We start from the raw sequence: 17,034 nt of genomic DNA on the forward strand, positions 1-17,034 counted from the left end.
GGAATGACGAAACCGGAACAGGTAATGCAACTGGATGAACTGGGTGTTGAATTTGCAGGCTTTATTTTTTATCCGAAGTCGCCACGGTACGTCTTTAAAACCATGCCGGCAACAGAAATAAAAAAGATACGCGGCAGCATCAATAAAGTGGGCGTGTTTGTAAATGCAGACCCCGACGAGATTTTGAAAACGGTTGATGCGTGCGGCCTTTATCTTGTGCAATTACATGGAGACGAAAATCCGCGTACATGCGAACGCATTTCAAACTACGTCTCTGTAATCAAAGCTTTCCGCATCAGTGAAGATGACAACATTGCATGGAAGATCCGTGAATATTACGATCCGGTTGACATGTATATGTTCGATACCGAAGGCGCAGGTTATGGCGGCACCGGAAAAAAGTTCAACTGGCAGTTACTGAAAGGGCAAAATATTCGCAAACCATTTTTCTTAAGTGGCGGTATAAGCCCCGGAGACGCAGATAACCTGCGGCAATTCAAGCAGGATCCGGTAGCAAAAGACCTCTTTGCAATTGATATAAACAGCAAGTTTGAAATAATGCCGGGTTTAAAAGATATGAATATGATAAAAGATTTTGTGACGCAGGTAAAAAATACATGAGTGTGGTACCGGCATCAGTACTTTACTCATCGTCCCTTGTGTCACTCACTTGTACTGCAGATCATGATGCAGCAGTTCCGGGTGTACCGGCATAAATAAGTCCAGCATCTAAAAAATGTACAACGCTTTCAACGTATGGTTCAGATCAGAAACGCAACAACAGCAGACTTACCCGCAATACTTGAGATATACAATGATGCCATATTGCATACCACAGCCGTGTACGATTATGAACCGCATACGATGGCAATGCGCAAAGAATGGTTTGCAACGAAAGAGCAGCAGGGCTTCCCAGTATTTGTGGCAGAAGACAATGAAGAGATTGTTGGTTTTAGTTCTATCGGCCCCTTTCGCCCGTGGGCCGGCTACCGGTACACCGTAGAAAATTCGATCTATGTAAAAGATGGTCAGCGCGGAAAAGGTCTTGGTAAGTTATTGATGCAGCCGTTGATTGATGCGGCAAAAGAAATGCAGTTGCATACCATGGTTGCAGGTATAGATGCAGAAAACAAGCTCAGCATAGACTTTCATAAACAATTCGGTTTTAAAGAAGCAGGTTACCTCAAACAAATTGGCTGGAAGTTTGACCGCTGGCTGGACCTGGTGTTTATGCAATTGATCCTGTAGCCGCATATTTTTCATGCATTGCGGGGCTTCACTGTTCATTCATATTCATCAGTTGAAGAGTGCGACGCAACAGGCGTTACATATTTATTCAAAAGCTTAGTACATAAAAATTATATGACACAAACAGCAACATATCAAAAGCCAGATGAACAGGGTTATTATGGAAAATTTGGCGGTGCGTACATACCGGAAATGCTGCATAGAAATGTAGAAGAATTACGCACAAAGTACCTGGAAATAATGTATGAAGACAGCTTCCAGGAAGAGTTCAATGCATTGCTGCATGATTATGTAGGCAGACCAACGCCGCTTTACCTGGCACAGCGTTTAAGTGCTTTGCATAAAACGAATATCTATCTCAAACGGGAAGACCTTAACCATACAGGGGCACACAAAATCAATAACACCGTAGGGCAGATTTTACTGGCGTTAAGGCTTGGAAAAAAACGCATCATAGCAGAAACAGGCGCTGGTCAGCACGGCGTTGCAACCGCCACCGTGTGCGCATTGAAAGGAATAGACTGTGTGGTGTACATGGGCGAGAAAGACATTGAACGGCAAGCCCCAAACGTTGCACGTATGAAGATGCTTGGCGCAACAGTTATACCCGCAACAAGCGGCAGCAAAACATTGAAAGACGCAACCAACGAAGCGATACGTGCCTGGATTAACGATCCGCTGGATACACATTACATCATTGGCAGCGTGGTGGGTCCTCACCCCTATCCTGATATGGTGGCGCGCTTTCAAAGCGTCATCAGTGCAGAAACACGCAAACAGCTGAAGGAAAAAACAGGCAGCGAGTTGCCTACACACGTAGTGGCATGTGTGGGCGGCGGCAGTAATGCGGCCGGGGCTTTCTATCACTTTTTAGAAGAGCCCGCGGTAAAACTGGTTGCGGTGGAAGCAGCAGGTCATGGTGTGCACAGCGGCTTTAGCGCAGCAACAACCCAACTGGGCAAACCCGGCATTTTGCATGGCAGCAAAAGCCTGTTGATGCAAACGGCAGACGGCCAGGTGGTAGAACCACACAGCATTTCAGCCGGCCTTGATTATCCCGGCGTGGGCCCGTTGCACGCCCACTTGTATGATAGTGGTCGTGGTATTTTCCTGAGTGCGACAGACGACGAATCTTTAGCCGCTGCATTTGAACTGGCGAAATTAGAAGGCATTATTCCTGCACTTGAAAGTGCGCATGCACTGGCCGCTTTGTACCAGCTAACATTCGCGCCAACAGACCAGGTGGTGGTTTGTTTAAGCGGCCGTGGAGATAAAGATCTTGCCACGTATATGAAAGTGATGGAAGAAAAATAATGAAGCCGGCTGCAGTGCATACATCGCCACCGGTTGTGTCACTCACTTGTACTGTATAACATATTGCAGCAACGATGCGCTTTCACGACCAACTAAAAGAAATATGCGTTCACGATAGCCATAACAAAAGATACCGGAAAACAAACCGATCACACTTCATGCTTAAAGATTGTAACAAATGAACCGCCTGGAAGAACTGTTTCAACGAAAAAAAGAGCAAATACTAAACGTGTATTGCACCGCAGGCTACCCGCAGCCAGACAGTACCATTACGGTAATGAAAGCCTTACAGGAACATGGTGCAGACCTTATAGAACTTGGTATGCCGTATAGTGATCCGCTTGCAGATGGACCCGTTATACAGGAAAGCGGCGCAAAAGCCATTGCCAACGGCATGAGTATAGAAAAACTTTTTCAGCAACTGAAAGACTTCAGGAAAGAAATTTATGTACCGGTTATTCTTATGGGATATATGAACCCGGTTTTACAATTTGGTTTCGAAAAATTCTGCCAGTACTGCGCCGATGCGCCTATCGACGGACTGATCTTACCAGACCTTCCTGAATACGAGTACGAAACTGAATATGGTGCCATTATGCAACGTTATGGGCTCGATTTTATCTTTCTTGTTACACCGGAAACATCAGCAGCACGAATAAGAAAACTGGACAGCTTAAGCCGCGGTTTTTTATACGCGGTATCCTCCTCGTCCATTACAGGTAGCGATAAAGATTTTTCACCGGTAGAGACATACCTGCAGCGTTTGCAACAAATGCAACTGAAAAACCCGGTGCTGGTTGGCTTTGGTATAAAAGATAAAACAACATTCAACATGGCTTGCAAGCATGCAAACGGAGCAATCATCGGGAGCGCCTATATCAAAGCTCTGGAGCATACGACAGATATTAATGAATCGACGAAAACATTCCTTCACCAGATTTTGAAATGATGAACCTAATAATTGTAAAATACAATGCAGGTAATATTCAAAGTGTATTATATGCTTTGGAAAGAATTGGTGTGCAGGCAATCGTTACAGATGATCATGATGCAATAAAATCTGCCGACAAAGTCATTTTTCCCGGCGTTGGTGAGGCAAGCAGCGCCATGCGGTACCTGCAGGAACGGGGGCTGGATAAAGTACTAATAAACCTTACACAACCGGTATTGGGTATTTGTCTTGGCATGCAGCTTATGTGTAAATATTCCGAAGAAAACAATACGCCCTGTCTCGGCATATTTGATGAAGTCGTTAGCAAATTCTCGCCTCCGGCAGAAGAAAGCCTCAAAGTTCCACAGATCGGCTGGAACAATATATACGACCTCAAAACAGCGCTGTTTAGCAATGTTCCTGGTAACAGCTACTGCTACTTTGTACACAGTTATTACGCTTCCATCGGCCTGCATACCGTTGCAACAACAGATTATATACAACCATACAGCGCAGCATTGCACAGGAATAATTTTTACGGTGTACAGTTCCATCCTGAAAAAAGCGCTGCAGTGGGAGAACAGATTCTAAAGAACTTTATTTTGAATGTATAACAACCAGCTAATATAAATTACAACGAATGACCATTATACCAGCCATTGATATTATAGAAGGTAAATGCGTAAGACTTACAGAAGGCGATTATACACAAAAAAAAATCTACAACGAACACCCGCTTGAGGTAGCAAAGGAATTTGAAGATGCAGGATTAAAAAGGTTACACCTTGTAGACCTGGATGGTGCCAGGGCAGGGTCGGTAAAAAACTGGAAAGTACTGGAGTTACTGGCTTCCAAAACAAACCTGGTAATTGATTTCGGGGGCGGTATAAAACAGGAAGAAGATGTAAAAATTGTTTTTTCGTCGGGCGCTGTTTTTGCAACAGTAGGCAGTATAGCAGTAAAGAATGAATTCGAATTTGTAAAGTGGTTACTCCAATTCGGAGCCGGTAGATTTTTACTTGGTGCAGATGTAAAAAACGAGAAGATTGCCATTGGCGGCTGGCTGGAAACAACAGATATCTGGATCTATGATTTTATTGAAAAATATATTCAGCATGGCATAAAGCAAGTCTTTTGTACAGATGTAAGCAAAGACGGCAGGCTTGAAGGACCGGCAACTGAGTTATATAAAAATATTACAACAAAGTTTCCCTCGCTGCATTTCATTGCAAGCGGTGGCGTCAGTTCTTTACAAGACCTCGAAGACCTGCAATCCGCCGGTTGCAACGGCGCTATTGTTGGCAAAGCCATATATGAAGGAAAGGTCAGGATTGCTGATTTAAAGAAATTTTATGAATGAGAATTTACAAACATCCGAAAGTTCGTTACATCATCCTGCTACAGCAAACAGGGGGCTTTGCAAACGCATTATTCCCTGCCTGGATATCAAAGATGGGCGCACCGTAAAGGGTACCAATTTTGTTGACCTGAGAGATGCAGGAGATCCTGTAGAACTGGGTGCGTTGTATGCACAGCAGGGCGCAGATGAACTGGTGTTTCTGGATATAACCGCTACGGTAGAACGAAGAAAAACGTTAAGTGCACTGGTAAATAAAATATCGCACCACATCAATATACCTTTTACAGTGGGCGGTGGTATTGCTTCTGTGGATGATGTAAGCCTGCTGCTGCAAAATGGTGCAGATAAAATATCTGTAAATACCGCTGCATTTAAAAGGCCCGAACTTTTGCGCGAACTGGAAAAAGACTTCGGCAGCCAGTGCGTAGTGCTTGCTATCGATACCCGCAAAGAAGAAGATGGCGAATGGTATGTTTACCTGAACGGCGGAAGAACAAAAACAGGCACACGTTGCATAGACTGGGCAAAACAGGCGGTTGACCTTGGCGCAGGTGAAATCCTGCTTACCTCTATGAACAACGACGGCACCAAACAAGGTTTTGCTGTAGATATTACCCATACACTTTCTACTACCCTGCCAGTGCCGGTGATTGCGAGTGGCGGCGGAGGCACACCGGCACATTTCACGGAAGTATTTAACACTGCAAAAGCAGATGCAGCCCTGGCTGCAAGCATTTTTCATTTCAAAGAAATCAGTATTCCTGAGTTGAAAACGTACCTGCTGGCACAAAACATAAAAGTTCGTATATAGCAATCGGTATACGTTTTATGAGCGTTGTTCTTCAGCTGCCTGACTAAAGAATTCAACAATACTGCCGGTACCAGGAAGAACAGCATGAACAATGGATTGGTAACACTTTCACACAACGACAATTACAAAAACTGATGAACCCGTTAAAAAAAATCGTCCTGTTATTTCTTTCTGCCATCACCGGCTCACTTGCATTGCAGGCGCAGGCTGTACAAGAACATGGCCGGCTAATGGTAAAAGGCACACAACTGACAGATAAAAATAATCAGCCGGTCATACTAAGAGGCATGAGCTTTGGCTGGAGTAATTTTCATCCGCGGTTTTATACACCTGGCGCAGTAGAATGGCTGCACAAAGACTGGCACTGCAACGTGGTAAGAGCAGCAATGGGTGTAGAGCCAAAGAATGGGTACATGGAAGATCCGGCAAAATCACTTGCGTTGGTAGAAACGGTGATTGATGCAGCCATCAAAGAAGACATCTATGTTATCGTAGATTTTCACAGCCACAATGTAAGGCTGCAGGAAGCCAAAACTTTCTTTACACACATCGCAAAAAAATACAGTCAATACCCAAACGTTATATACGAGGTCTTTAATGAACCTGATAAAGAAACCTGGCCCGAAGTAAAAGATTATTCAATTGAAATGATCCAAACCATAAGGACTTTTGACACAGCAAATATTATCCTTGTTGGTTCACCACACTGGGACCAGGATGTACACCTTGCAGCCGCAGACCCTGTAACAGGCTTCACCAATATTATGTACACCATGCACTTTTATGCAGATACACATAAACAGCAACTGAGAGACAGGACAACTGCTGCGATCAATGCCGGTTTGCCTGTGTTCATTTCTGAAAGTGCCGGAATGTCTGCCAGCGGAGATGGACCGATAAACATCGATGAATGGACCAGATGGATCAATTGGGCAGAGGAAAATAAAGTAAGCTGGGTTACCTGGTCTGTAAGCGATAAAAATGAAACCTGCTCTGTTTTGCAGGCAGGTGCCGCTTCAGATGGTAATTGGAAAGAAGATGACCTGAAAGAGTCTGGTAAGCTTGTTAAAAAAATGATTACCGCATACCAATAACCATAATGTACCCGGCTGCATTGCTGCAATCAGGCTTTCGTTGCGTCGCACTCTTGTACGCCGGGAACAATGTGCAGCAAACGCGAATATCTAAGCGTAAATATTGAAAGCCCTTAACGTGCTTCGGTGCAAGTACAAACCTGCCGCAAACACTTTGCAGTGCATTATACATAAGTCTTTTCACCCATATTTTTACTGATCTGCGTTTCAAAAAAATGTCGTTTTTATCACACGCCTGTTTTAAAAAAGTACTACATTTATTACAGCATTATTTGACATACCCCGACGAACCGCCGAGGAATTTTATCACCTTCAAAATTTAAATCCCATGGTTCAGACAGACATCCCACAGCTCTCAAAGGAATGTAACGATTGGAGAGAGCGCCTTCATTCCTTCAGAGATGAGTTTAACAGGCTCAAACACGAATTGCAGCATGTTGCAAACAGAGCGCTCTCCAAAGACCAGCTAACCGGCCTGGAACATTATCAGAATCAACTCCACATTCAACTGATCAACATCCACGATCTTAAACAGGCGGTAAAAACACACGATAAGAAAATCCAGTACGAAGTCTCGGAAAACCAGGGCCAGCTTACAGACGACACTTACACCGAACACGAAAATCTTTACGACGCATATCATTCTTTGCAAAGCACGCTCGATGAGTTGCGTTCAGCGTTTTATAAATATGTAAAAAGCATTGCAGTTGCCAATTACAATTAGCAGTTGCACGTTTGCATGTGCCTGTTATAAGCACAACTTCACTTCTCCGGAATTATCATTACGGGTTTAAGCGCAACAGAACAAAACATATGATTTACCTGTATTAAAGTTGTATAAACATACAACAGCATTGCTATTGCCATTACAAGACTGCAGCCGTGCTGCCATTACTTGTTACCGTACAAGAGTGCGACGCAACAGAATCTTCATAGTAGCAATACAGCCTGGCTCATTATTATCCGTAATAACATTTTTGGTGAAGTATTTAATCACTTACTAAAATTATTTAGCCATGGCTGAATTTGATACCTCACATGTAAAAAGCATTGTTTTGCTCGGCCACGCCGGCTGCGGCAAAACAACATTGGCGGAATGCATGCTGTATGAAGCAGGCCTTATTAACCGCCGCGGAACCATTGCCGAACGCACTACTGTTGGAGACTACCACGAACTGGAGCAGGAACGTGGTAATTCTATTTTTAGCAAACTCATGCATACAAAATGGCGTGGTTATAAAATAAACATTATAGACACACCCGGTTACGATGACTTTGTGGGCGAAGTGATCTCTGCACTGCGTGTGGCAGATACCGGGGTCATGTTGCTAAACGCTGCGATGGGTGTGGAAGTAACAACAGACATCATCTGGGAATATACCGAGCAGTTTAAAACACCCATGATATTTGCAGTAAACAAACTCGATGATGACCGTGCAGATTTTGACCGCACAGTGGCAGAGGCCAAAAATCATTTTGGTAATAAAGTACTGGTTGTGCAATACCCAAGGCAGCAGGGCGCTGGTTTTCACGAGATCATTGATGTATTGCGCATGACCATGTATAAGTTTCGCGATACCGGCGGTAAGCCTGATAAACTTGCTATACCGGAAGATGAAAAACAAAAAGCTGAAACACTTCATAAAGAACTTATAGAAGCCATAGCCAGTAATGATGAAACATTGATGGAAAAATATTTTGATAAAGGCGAACTGGATGAAGATGAAATGCGGGAAGGGCTCAAAAAAGCGATGATCCACCACGACCTTTTTCCACTCTTTTGTTTATCGGCAGAGCGCAATATGGGCAGCGGCCGTTTAATGGGCTTTATAGACAATGTTTGCCCCGGTGCAAATGAATTACCCGCACAGCAGACAAAAGCCGGTGATGTACTAACCTGCGATGCAAACGGACCTGCCTGCATTTTTGTTTATAAAACCGTTACCGAACCGCATGTAGGCGAATTATCCTTCTTCAAGGTTTATTCAGGTACCGTTAAAAGCGGTATGGAACTGGAGAACGAATCAACGGGCATAAGTGAGAAACTGAACCAGTTGTTTATGGTAGAAGGCAATAAGCGCATCAATACAAATGAACTGGTAGCAGGTGATATAGGTGCCACACTTAAACTAAAAAACACCCATGTAAACAATACCCTGCACATAAGAGGAAAAAATTACGAACTGGCACCTATTGCGTTTCCGCCGCCAAACATGACTGTTGCCGTTGAAACTGTAAAAAAAGGCGAAGAAGAAAAATTATCAGTGGCACTGCACCAGTTGAAAGAAGAAGACCCAACACTTATCATTGAACATTCTCCCGAATTAAGGCAGTTGCTTATCCACTGCCAGGGAGATATGCACCTGGCCGTTGCTAAATGGAAAATAGAACACCTGCACAAGCTGGAAGTGCGCTTTATAAAGCCACGTATTGCTTACCGCGAAACCATCCGGCAAATGGCTGATGCTACGTACCGCCACAAAAAACAAAGCGGCGGTGCAGGCCAGTTTGGAGAAGTATTTATGCGCATAGAACCCTGGTACGATGGTATGCCCGAGCCGGCAGGATTAAATGTACGCAGCCGGGACACCTATCCCCTGGACTGGGGCGGCAACCTTGTCTTTTACAACTGCATTGTAGGCGGCGCCATAGATACCCGTTTTCTGCCCTCCATATTAAAAGGTGTAATGGAAAAGATGCACACCGGGCCTTTAACCGGTTCTTATGTAAGAGATGTACGCGTATGTGTGTACGATGGCAAAATGCACCCTGTAGACAGTAATGATATTTCCTTTAAAATAGCGGGCCTGCAGGCATTCCGCCAGGCATTTCAGCAGGCAGATCCGCAAATACTGGAACCCATATACCACGTAGAAGTGCTCTGCCCCGATGATATAACCGGCGCCGTAATGGGCGATTTGCAAACACGCCGCGCCATTGTAGAAGGCATAGATGCCGAAGGCCACTTTCAAAAGATCGTTGCCAAAGTTCCACTGGCAGAAATGGATGGTTACTCTTCATCGCTGCGCAGCATTACACAGGGACGCGCAAAGTTTAAGAGCGGCTTTGCAGCATATGCGCCCGTGCCTTACGACCTGCAGCGCCGTCTTATTGATGATTACAGCAAGGCAGAAAAGGAAGAATTGGTTTAGTTGTTTATTATAGTTAGAAATGCTCTCCTGTAACTGGAGGGCATTTTTTATGGAACCGGCATTTGCTTTTCATGGCATCACGTGTTGTGTCACTCACTTGTGCGTTCCGTTTTCATGGCAACAGCAGCGATCCCTGGCAAAATTGCATCGCTTGTACAAACACTTTTGCTCAGGGAAACATAAAGCCGCTTTTACAAACATTGATGAATAATGGAATTTACCCAAAGAAGATTTACTTTGGCAGTAAATACCCACCAATGAAATATACTTTGCTTATAATAATGCTCTGCCTCTCATTTAAATGCTTTGCGCAAACCGGGAAATATGTGCTTGTTATACACGGCGGCGCCGGTACCATTCTCAAAAGCCAGATGACCAAAGAAAAAGAACAACAATACACAAAAGGGTTGAACGATGCACTGGAAGCCGGAAAAAAGATTCTTGCAAATGGCGGTACAGCTATGGATGCAGTAGTAGCGGCAATCAAAGTGCTGGAAGATAATCCCCTGTTCAATGCAGGAAAAGGTGCAGTATTTACCAATGAAGGCAAAAACGAAATGGATGCAGCCATTATGGATGGCAGTAATTTAAAAGCGGGCTCGGTTGCGGGTGTAACTACCATAAAAAATCCGATCACGGCAGCAAGGGCCGTTATGGATAAAAGTGAACACGTGATGATGGTTGGGAAAGGTGCGGAAAAATTTGCACAGCAGCAGGGCTGCACTATTGTAGATCCATCGTATTTTTTTACGGAAGAACGCTGGCGAAGCCTGCAACAAATCCGGGCAGAAGATTCTTCCAAAATGCTCCTTGATCATGACTCTGCAAAAGCCCTGCTTAAACAACCCGGTAATAAAGATTATAAGTATGGCACTGTTGGATGTGTGGCGTTGGACATGAATGGCAATCTCGCCGCAGGAACAAGTACGGGTGGCATGACCAACAAAAAGTTTGGCCGTGTTGGCGATGCACCGGTCATTGGTGCAGGCACTTATGCAAACAATGCTACTTGTGCCATTAGTTGTACCGGCTGGGGAGAGTTTTATATTCGCCTTGTAATGGCAAAAACCATAAGTGACAGAATGGAATTTGGGTACCAGGCACTGGCAGACGCCACAAACGAAATGGTGATGAAACAGCTTGGCGCTTTAGGCGGAGATGGCGGACTGATTGCCGTAGATAAAGATGGTAATATCGCAATGCCCTTTAATACCGAAGGCATGTACAGGGCGTACATCACGGGCAACGGAAAAACCGAAGTAAAAATCTTTAAAGACTAGCACTACATCGCCCTTTTTTTCTGGGCCTGTTTCTCGGTATAAACTGCCCTTCCAAGACATACACCGATCAGTATAATGGTTACGAGGATCATAATTATAAGTTTTCAGTAAAGAGAATGCAAAAAATTATGCCACAAAAAGGTGGGGTGTTTCAATTAACAAATCATTGGTATGAACTGTGATTTGGCTGGTTGTTTAAAGGCCTTCAAGTATAGTCAGTTTTATAATGATGAACCCAACATTTGTGCTGGTGGCATCGCCTGTTGCGTTGCACTCTTCAACTGGTGAAGCGTTATGCAGCAAACGCGAAGACCGTAGCGGGTAAATGCGATTGGTTGCAGCGGCACGGCCATTTACTTTGGGAAAACTTTAGCACCCTACACATAACCGCCCGTTCAAAAAATTTGTTCAATTGGTTTTAATGCAGAACTTCGTTCAGACAAAAAACAGAACTATGAAAAGATTTCTTCCAGTTGCTTTACTAGCCAGCGTTATATCTTTAAGTATGAATGCCTGCGCCCAGGGTGGCGATAAAGGCAGCAAACCAAGTCCGGCTGCCTCTACAAAAGAGACCATCAGCAGCGGAGCTACTATTACAATCAATTACAGCCAGCCTGCACTCAAAGGCAGAACAATTGGTAAGGATGTAGAACCAAAAGATGGCCAGGTATGGCGTGCAGGCGCCAATGAGGCAACCACTTTCCAGGTTGATAAAGATGTAAAAATTGAAGGACAAACTTTACCTGCCGGTAAATACGCATTCTTCACCATCAACAAAGGCGATGAGTGGACATTGATCTTTAATAAGACATGGGATACCTGGGGCGCTTACGATTACGAAAAGAACAAACAGAACGATGCCTTGCAGGTAAAAGTAAAAGCTGCAAAAGACGCACAATCTGTAGAGCGCCTTACTTATCTTATTGATAAATCGGGCAAGGTAACATTACAGTGGGGCACACTTCGTGTACCGTTTAGCGTAATGTAAAAAAGACCTGCGAACTTTTTAAAAAGGAACCGAAACGGTTCCTTTTTTTGTGTGCTTGCTCCTGTTCTATCAACTATCCTTACACTTAACTTTGTTGTATGAACACTGTAACGAAACTTTCGGTTAACATCAATAAGTTCGCAACACTAAGAAACAGCCGGGGTGGCAACAACCCGGACGTTGTTAAAGCAGCTAAAGATGCACAATTGTTTGGCGCCGATGGCGTAACGGTTCACCCCCGGCCAGATGAAAGACATATACGTTACAGCGATGTACGGGAGATAAAAAAGATCATTACTACAGAATTCAATATAGAAGGCAATTGTACAGAACAAAAGTTTACAGATCTCGTATTGGAAACAAGGCCACACCAGGTTACGCTTGTACCAGACGCGTTAGATCAGCTTACCAGCAACCACGGCTGGAACACCATAGAACACAAAACTTACCTGCAGGAAATGATCAGCATTTTTAAAAATGCCGGTATACGTGTTTCGATCTTTGTAGATCCTGTAACAGAAATGGTGGAAGGTGCTGCAGCAACCGGCACAGACAGGATAGAGCTGTATACAGAAGCTTATGCTGCTCATTTTGCCACTGATAAACACAAAGCTGTTGCTCCATATGTTGCGGCAGCAGAGAAAGCAAAAGAACTGGGTCTCGGTTTAAACGCAGGTCACGATCTCGATCTTGACAACCTGCAATTTTTTAAACAGCAGATTTCGTGGCTTGATGAGGTTTCTATAGGCCACGCTATTGTCTGCGATGCACTGTACCTCGGTTTCCAAAACACCATCCAGATGTACAAGAGACAATTACTGTAAAACTGTCTTCGCCTATTTTTTGCGCTACGCTCAATATTCGCCTGCAGCAGCGAAACTTATTTGTTGAATCCTGGTACGCCCTAAGGTGCCGAAATAAGTAATGCTGTACAAGAGTGCGACGCAACGGAAGATTCATGCTTATTCTATAGCCGGGTTCATCATTTTCCTTTTTATTGCCTGACAACAATTAAAAGTTGCTGAAAGTATTTGGGCACAAGGCAGACGGCCGTTTTTAATTCTATATTTGTTACGTTACATAATCCGAACCTTATGACAAGAACTCTACCCATGGCATGCCTTGCTATGCTTTTATTTGCATTGCCGGCACCAGCCCAAAAATTGAAAACTGCCCCACCCGGCACTATTTTTCTCAAAGACAACATTTACATTGACAGGCTACCGGTAACCAACAACGCGTACAAAGAATTTCTCTTTGCGGTGCAACAATTCTGGTCAGAAAAGACACATGAAGCTATTCCGCGGCTGCCATTGTATGGCCTCAAATTTATTGACGACCCTGCTGTGCGGATCGTAGATAAATATGATGCGGATGTTGTAGACAGTTTTTTTCTTACGCCAGACCCGGCGTTCTCTGAGCGTATGAAGATACCCGGCCAGTTGGTTGTTGACCTGGCTACAAACCTCACCATGGAGTATTACACAAAAGCGTTGCTCTATAAAAACAATCCTGTTATTTATATTACCCATGAACAGGCTGCCATGTTTTGCAAATGGAGAAGCGATATGGTAATGCTGCACTACGCTTTAAAATCTTCCGGCAAGGGAGAACGAAAAAGGTATTACAGCAAAGTTAACTACAGGCTTATGACAGAAGATGAATGGAAGTATGCCTATAACGCTTTAGGCAATGTGCTGCTGAGTGACTTTGGTATACGTGCAGACTTTAATAAAAAATCATTTGCCGGCTATGCACCTGTTGACAGCAGAAAAGCTGAGAACAGTTTTAGTATTTATGCCAACAATTTTGCAGAAATACTGTTGGACAAAAAGGCGATTATCGGTGCTTTGTTTAACGAAAATTCACAGGCTGCACAAAATATCATTACCAGTAAATATGCCCCTGCAAGCAATGTTGGCTTTCGGTGTGTATGTGAAGTGGAGCAATAGCAGGTCTTGCTGTTGTGCTCAAAAGAAACTGCCTCAACGTTTAGTTGAGGCAGTTCTTTTTTATGTTGGTGCCTGCATTTTGCCAGGCGATGTTGCTGATAAGCAGGTAAGGAAGGACTATTTTATTTCCCATGCGAGTGCACTTGCACCAAGTATGGCAGCGTCAGATTCTTTGAGGTGACTTACGAGAATCTTTACTTTGTTCTGGAATACTTTAATGAGATTGGCTTCCATGTGTTCTCTGGTAGGTTTCAGGATCAGTTCACCTGCTTTTGTCAGACCGCCAAAAAGAATGATTGCTTCGGGGCTGCTAAACATTACAGCGTTGGCCAGTGCCATACCAAGTATTTTACCGGTATATTCAAAAATCTCTTTTGCCAGGTCATCTCCTTGTATAGCGGCTTCAAAAACTTTTTTAGAATCTATCTCTTCAGGTTTTACATTTCTGAGCAGGCTTTTCTTTTTGGTATTCTTTAAAAACTCGATGGCTGTAAGTGTTACCCCGGTTGCAGAAGCGTAACTTTCCAGTGAGCCTTTTTTGCCTGTGCCCTCGTGCATTCTTCCATCCGGGATGATGATGGTATGGCCAAGTTCTCCTGCAAAGCCGTCATGCCCGTAAATAAGGTTTCCATTTGCTACAATACCACTGCCTACGCCTGTGCCGAGGGTTATCATGATAAAGTCTTTCATGCCCTGTGCGGCACCGTACATCATCTCTCCTATTGCGGCTGCATTTGCATCGTTGGTTAATACCACCGGAAGGTTAAATTTATCCTGTATAAGTTTGGCAAGTGGTAGAATCCCCTTCCATGGAAGGTTGGGCGCATACTCCACGGTACCTGTATAATAGTTACCGTTTGGGGCACCTACGCCTATGCCTTTAATACGGCCAACGCCACCGGCTTTATCTATCAATGGCTTTAAACTGTTGTACAACTCATCGATATAGGTTTCGAGTGACTTGTGCTTTTTGGTAGACATTTCACTCGAGAACAAAACATTTCCCACACGGTCTACAATGCCAAATTTGGTTCCTGTACCACCAATATCAATACCAATTACAAGTGGATCTAAAGCAGGTTTTGATGTTGCCATTTTAATATTTGTCGTTAGTAATAAGCTTTATTGAGTTGTTTAGCTGATAGTCACTTGCCGGTGTAATTGCCTCTATTATTAACCTGTAGCCCATTTAAATTACATTATTAATGCCCGCCACCGATCTGCGAATCGAAATCGAGCCCCTGCGCTTTCAATACACTCCTTAGCTTAAGTGCCAGGAATGCAAGCAAACCGAAACAAGCGGCGGCCACAAGATAAGAATTGTGCATGTTATTGGTGCCATCAGCATGGGTGATATCACCGATGGAACCCTGGAATGGTGGAATAATTGCTCCACCCAGGATCATCATGATCAAAAAAGCTGAACCCTGGCTGGTATACTTTCCAAGCCCGGCAACACCGAGAGAAAAGATACAAGGCCACATGATAGAGCAACAGAGACCACCTGATATAAATGCGTATACAGATATCTTACCTGTTGAAAATACACCTATGAGCATGGCAACGGTTGCAAGCAAAGAAAGTGTGAGTAAGGTTTTTACCGGCTTCTCCTGCCCAAAAAAGAAGGCAGCAATAGCGATAGCAATACATACGGCGTATGGCAACAATTCGTTGATATCGTTGCCATACAAATTATTTACAAACAACACCACAGCAAAAGCAATATACGGCACCACAATGGTTGCTATTTTTTTGCCCATGCCGGAAAGATTAAATACGCCGATAGCGCCGGTCCACCTGCCGATCATAAGACTACCCCAGTAAAGTGAAATAAAACCAGATATTTCGCTTTCATCAAGACCGCTCTGCGTTATGTATCCCGGTGTTTTAAGTAAGGCACCAAAGTTGTTGTCAATTGTTACTTCCACACCAACATACAGAAATATACCAAGCATGCCATATATCAGTTGCGGGTATTTCATAGCGCCCCAGCCATCGTTATTTTTTAACGCACTGCTGTTTGAGTAAAAGAGTATACCCACAACAATAAACAGAGTTGCCAGCAACAAGGGCAACTTACCAACTTCCGTTAACTGACCGATAATGATGATGAGTATAATCAAACCAGTCATTAACAACAATGAACCGGAAGCTTTTTTTGACCCTTCAAATTTTGCATCGCTTTTGCCATCAGGTAATTTTTTTGATAAAGCAAAGAAGGCGGCTACTGCGGCAAATACGCCGGCAACAATCAGGTAAAGATTGTTAACGTTCGTTACTGTTACATTGGCATTGGCACTGCTGGCAGAACCAAATAAAAATACGCTCACTATAATTGGCCCTAATGTGGTACCCAAAGAGTTTACACCGCCTGCAAGGTTAAGCCTGTGCGAACCGGTTGCCGGATCACCCAGCGCGATGGCAAAAGGCTGTGCTGCGGTTTGTTGCAGCGAAAAACCCAACGCGACAATAAAGAAGGAAACCAATATCAATCCAAATGAGTTAGCATTGGCAGATGGTATAATGGCCAGTGCACCAACAACAGAAATGAGCAAACCATAAATGATGCCTTTCTTATACCCTATTTTATTAAGGATATCATAACCCATTACACTCGACAGCAAATAAAGTATAAGTGAACCTATAAAGTACGCACCATAAAATGCAGAACCAATTAACTGAGATTCAAATTGCGAAAGATTGAAATGTGATTTACAGAAGGGAATGAATATACTGTTACTGGCAGCAATAAAGCCCCAAAAGAAAAATACAATAACTAATGTGGCCAAAGCCCCGGTATTTGTCTTGATGGTGGCTGGAGCAGCAGAAGCTGCTGTACTTGTTTGACTCATTGGAATGTTTAAGTTGGTTTATGAAATGGCTGCGTAAATTAAATACATTTTA

General features: G+C 43.7%; 16 protein-coding genes. 14 read left to right on the forward strand and 2 right to left on the reverse strand.

The window, feature by feature from the left end:
* The first annotated feature begins 3 nt into the window (after window positions 1-3).
* The 14 genes from I5907_RS16690 to I5907_RS16755 all read left to right on the forward strand — a co-directional run bounded on the left by I5907_RS16690 (window position 4) and on the right by I5907_RS16755 (window position 14,130).
* The gene (locus I5907_RS16690; protein WP_231402143.1) at window positions 4-621 is read left to right on the forward strand and encodes a phosphoribosylanthranilate isomerase; all 618 of its coding nucleotides are present in this window, start codon (window positions 4-6) and stop codon (window positions 619-621) included.
* Window positions 622-756: 135 nt separating this feature from the next.
* Window positions 757-1,248, forward strand: coding sequence for a GNAT family N-acetyltransferase (locus tag I5907_RS16695; RefSeq protein WP_196991940.1), 492 nt, complete (start codon window positions 757-759; stop codon window positions 1,246-1,248).
* Window positions 1,249-1,362: 114 nt separating this feature from the next.
* Window positions 1,363-2,562 (forward strand): tryptophan synthase subunit beta, encoded by a 1,200-nt coding sequence (gene trpB / locus I5907_RS16700; protein WP_196991941.1) that lies wholly within the window; start codon window positions 1,363-1,365, stop codon window positions 2,560-2,562.
* A 178-nt stretch (window positions 2,563-2,740) separates the two neighbouring features.
* A complete protein-coding gene (gene trpA / locus I5907_RS16705; protein ID WP_196991942.1) occupies window positions 2,741-3,511 on the forward strand; it encodes a tryptophan synthase subunit alpha in 771 nt (256 codons plus the stop codon).
* Window positions 3,508-4,107 carry an imidazole glycerol phosphate synthase subunit HisH gene (hisH, locus tag I5907_RS16710; protein WP_231402144.1) on the forward strand — a complete coding sequence of 200 codons (600 nt, stop codon included), beginning with the start codon at window positions 3,508-3,510 and terminating at the stop codon, window positions 4,105-4,107. The genes trpA and hisH overlap by 4 nt, the downstream gene beginning before the upstream one ends.
* Before the next feature lie 26 nt (window positions 4,108-4,133).
* Entirely contained in the window at window positions 4,134-4,853 is a 720-nt protein-coding gene (gene hisA / locus I5907_RS16715) for a 1-(5-phosphoribosyl)-5-[(5-phosphoribosylamino)methylideneamino]imidazole-4-carboxamide isomerase (RefSeq protein WP_196991943.1), read from the forward strand.
* Window positions 4,846-5,664, forward strand: coding sequence for an imidazole glycerol phosphate synthase subunit HisF (gene hisF, locus I5907_RS16720; RefSeq protein WP_196991944.1), 819 nt, complete (start codon window positions 4,846-4,848; stop codon window positions 5,662-5,664). Before hisA ends, hisF begins: the two co-directional genes overlap by 8 nt.
* A 134-nt stretch (window positions 5,665-5,798) precedes the next feature.
* Window positions 5,799-6,758 (forward strand): glycoside hydrolase family 5 protein, encoded by a 960-nt coding sequence (locus tag I5907_RS16725; RefSeq protein ID WP_196991945.1) that lies wholly within the window; start codon window positions 5,799-5,801, stop codon window positions 6,756-6,758.
* A gap of 328 nt (window positions 6,759-7,086) precedes the next feature.
* Window positions 7,087-7,482: a hypothetical protein gene (locus I5907_RS16730; RefSeq protein WP_196991946.1), complete on the forward strand. Its 396-nt coding sequence runs from the start codon at window positions 7,087-7,089 to the stop codon at window positions 7,480-7,482.
* Between the two features lie 292 nt (window positions 7,483-7,774).
* On the forward strand, window positions 7,775-9,910 hold the full coding sequence (locus I5907_RS16735; RefSeq protein ID WP_196991947.1) for an elongation factor G: 2,136 nt from the start codon (window positions 7,775-7,777) through the stop codon (window positions 9,908-9,910).
* A 257-nt stretch (window positions 9,911-10,167) separates the two neighbouring features.
* Entirely contained in the window at window positions 10,168-11,190 is a 1,023-nt protein-coding gene (locus I5907_RS16740) for an isoaspartyl peptidase/L-asparaginase family protein (RefSeq protein ID WP_196991948.1), read from the forward strand.
* Window positions 11,191-11,644: 454 nt separating this feature from the next.
* The gene (locus tag I5907_RS16745; protein ID WP_196991949.1) at window positions 11,645-12,178 is read left to right on the forward strand and encodes a DUF2911 domain-containing protein; all 534 of its coding nucleotides are present in this window, start codon (window positions 11,645-11,647) and stop codon (window positions 12,176-12,178) included.
* 98 nt (window positions 12,179-12,276) lie between these two features.
* Window positions 12,277-13,002, forward strand: coding sequence for a pyridoxine 5'-phosphate synthase (locus I5907_RS16750; RefSeq protein ID WP_196991950.1), 726 nt, complete (start codon window positions 12,277-12,279; stop codon window positions 13,000-13,002).
* Window positions 13,003-13,272: 270 nt separating this feature from the next.
* Window positions 13,273-14,130 carry an SUMF1/EgtB/PvdO family nonheme iron enzyme gene (locus tag I5907_RS16755; RefSeq protein ID WP_196991951.1) on the forward strand — a complete coding sequence of 286 codons (858 nt, stop codon included), beginning with the start codon at window positions 13,273-13,275 and terminating at the stop codon, window positions 14,128-14,130.
* A 117-nt stretch (window positions 14,131-14,247) separates the two neighbouring features.
* Here I5907_RS16755 and I5907_RS16760 read toward each other — a convergent pair whose 3' ends face one another.
* Both I5907_RS16760 and I5907_RS16765 read right to left on the reverse strand, forming a co-directional pair.
* Entirely contained in the window at window positions 14,248-15,225 is a 978-nt protein-coding gene (locus I5907_RS16760; RefSeq protein ID WP_196991952.1) for an ROK family protein, read from the reverse strand.
* 107 nt (window positions 15,226-15,332) lie between these two features.
* On the reverse strand, window positions 15,333-16,982 hold the full coding sequence (locus I5907_RS16765; protein WP_196991953.1) for an MFS transporter: 1,650 nt from the start codon (window positions 16,980-16,982) through the stop codon (window positions 15,333-15,335).
* Between the last annotated feature and the right edge of the window lie 52 nt (window positions 16,983-17,034).

This window comes from Panacibacter microcysteis, from assembly GCF_015831355.1.
Taxonomy (GTDB): domain Bacteria; phylum Bacteroidota; class Bacteroidia; order Chitinophagales; family Chitinophagaceae; genus Panacibacter; species Panacibacter microcysteis.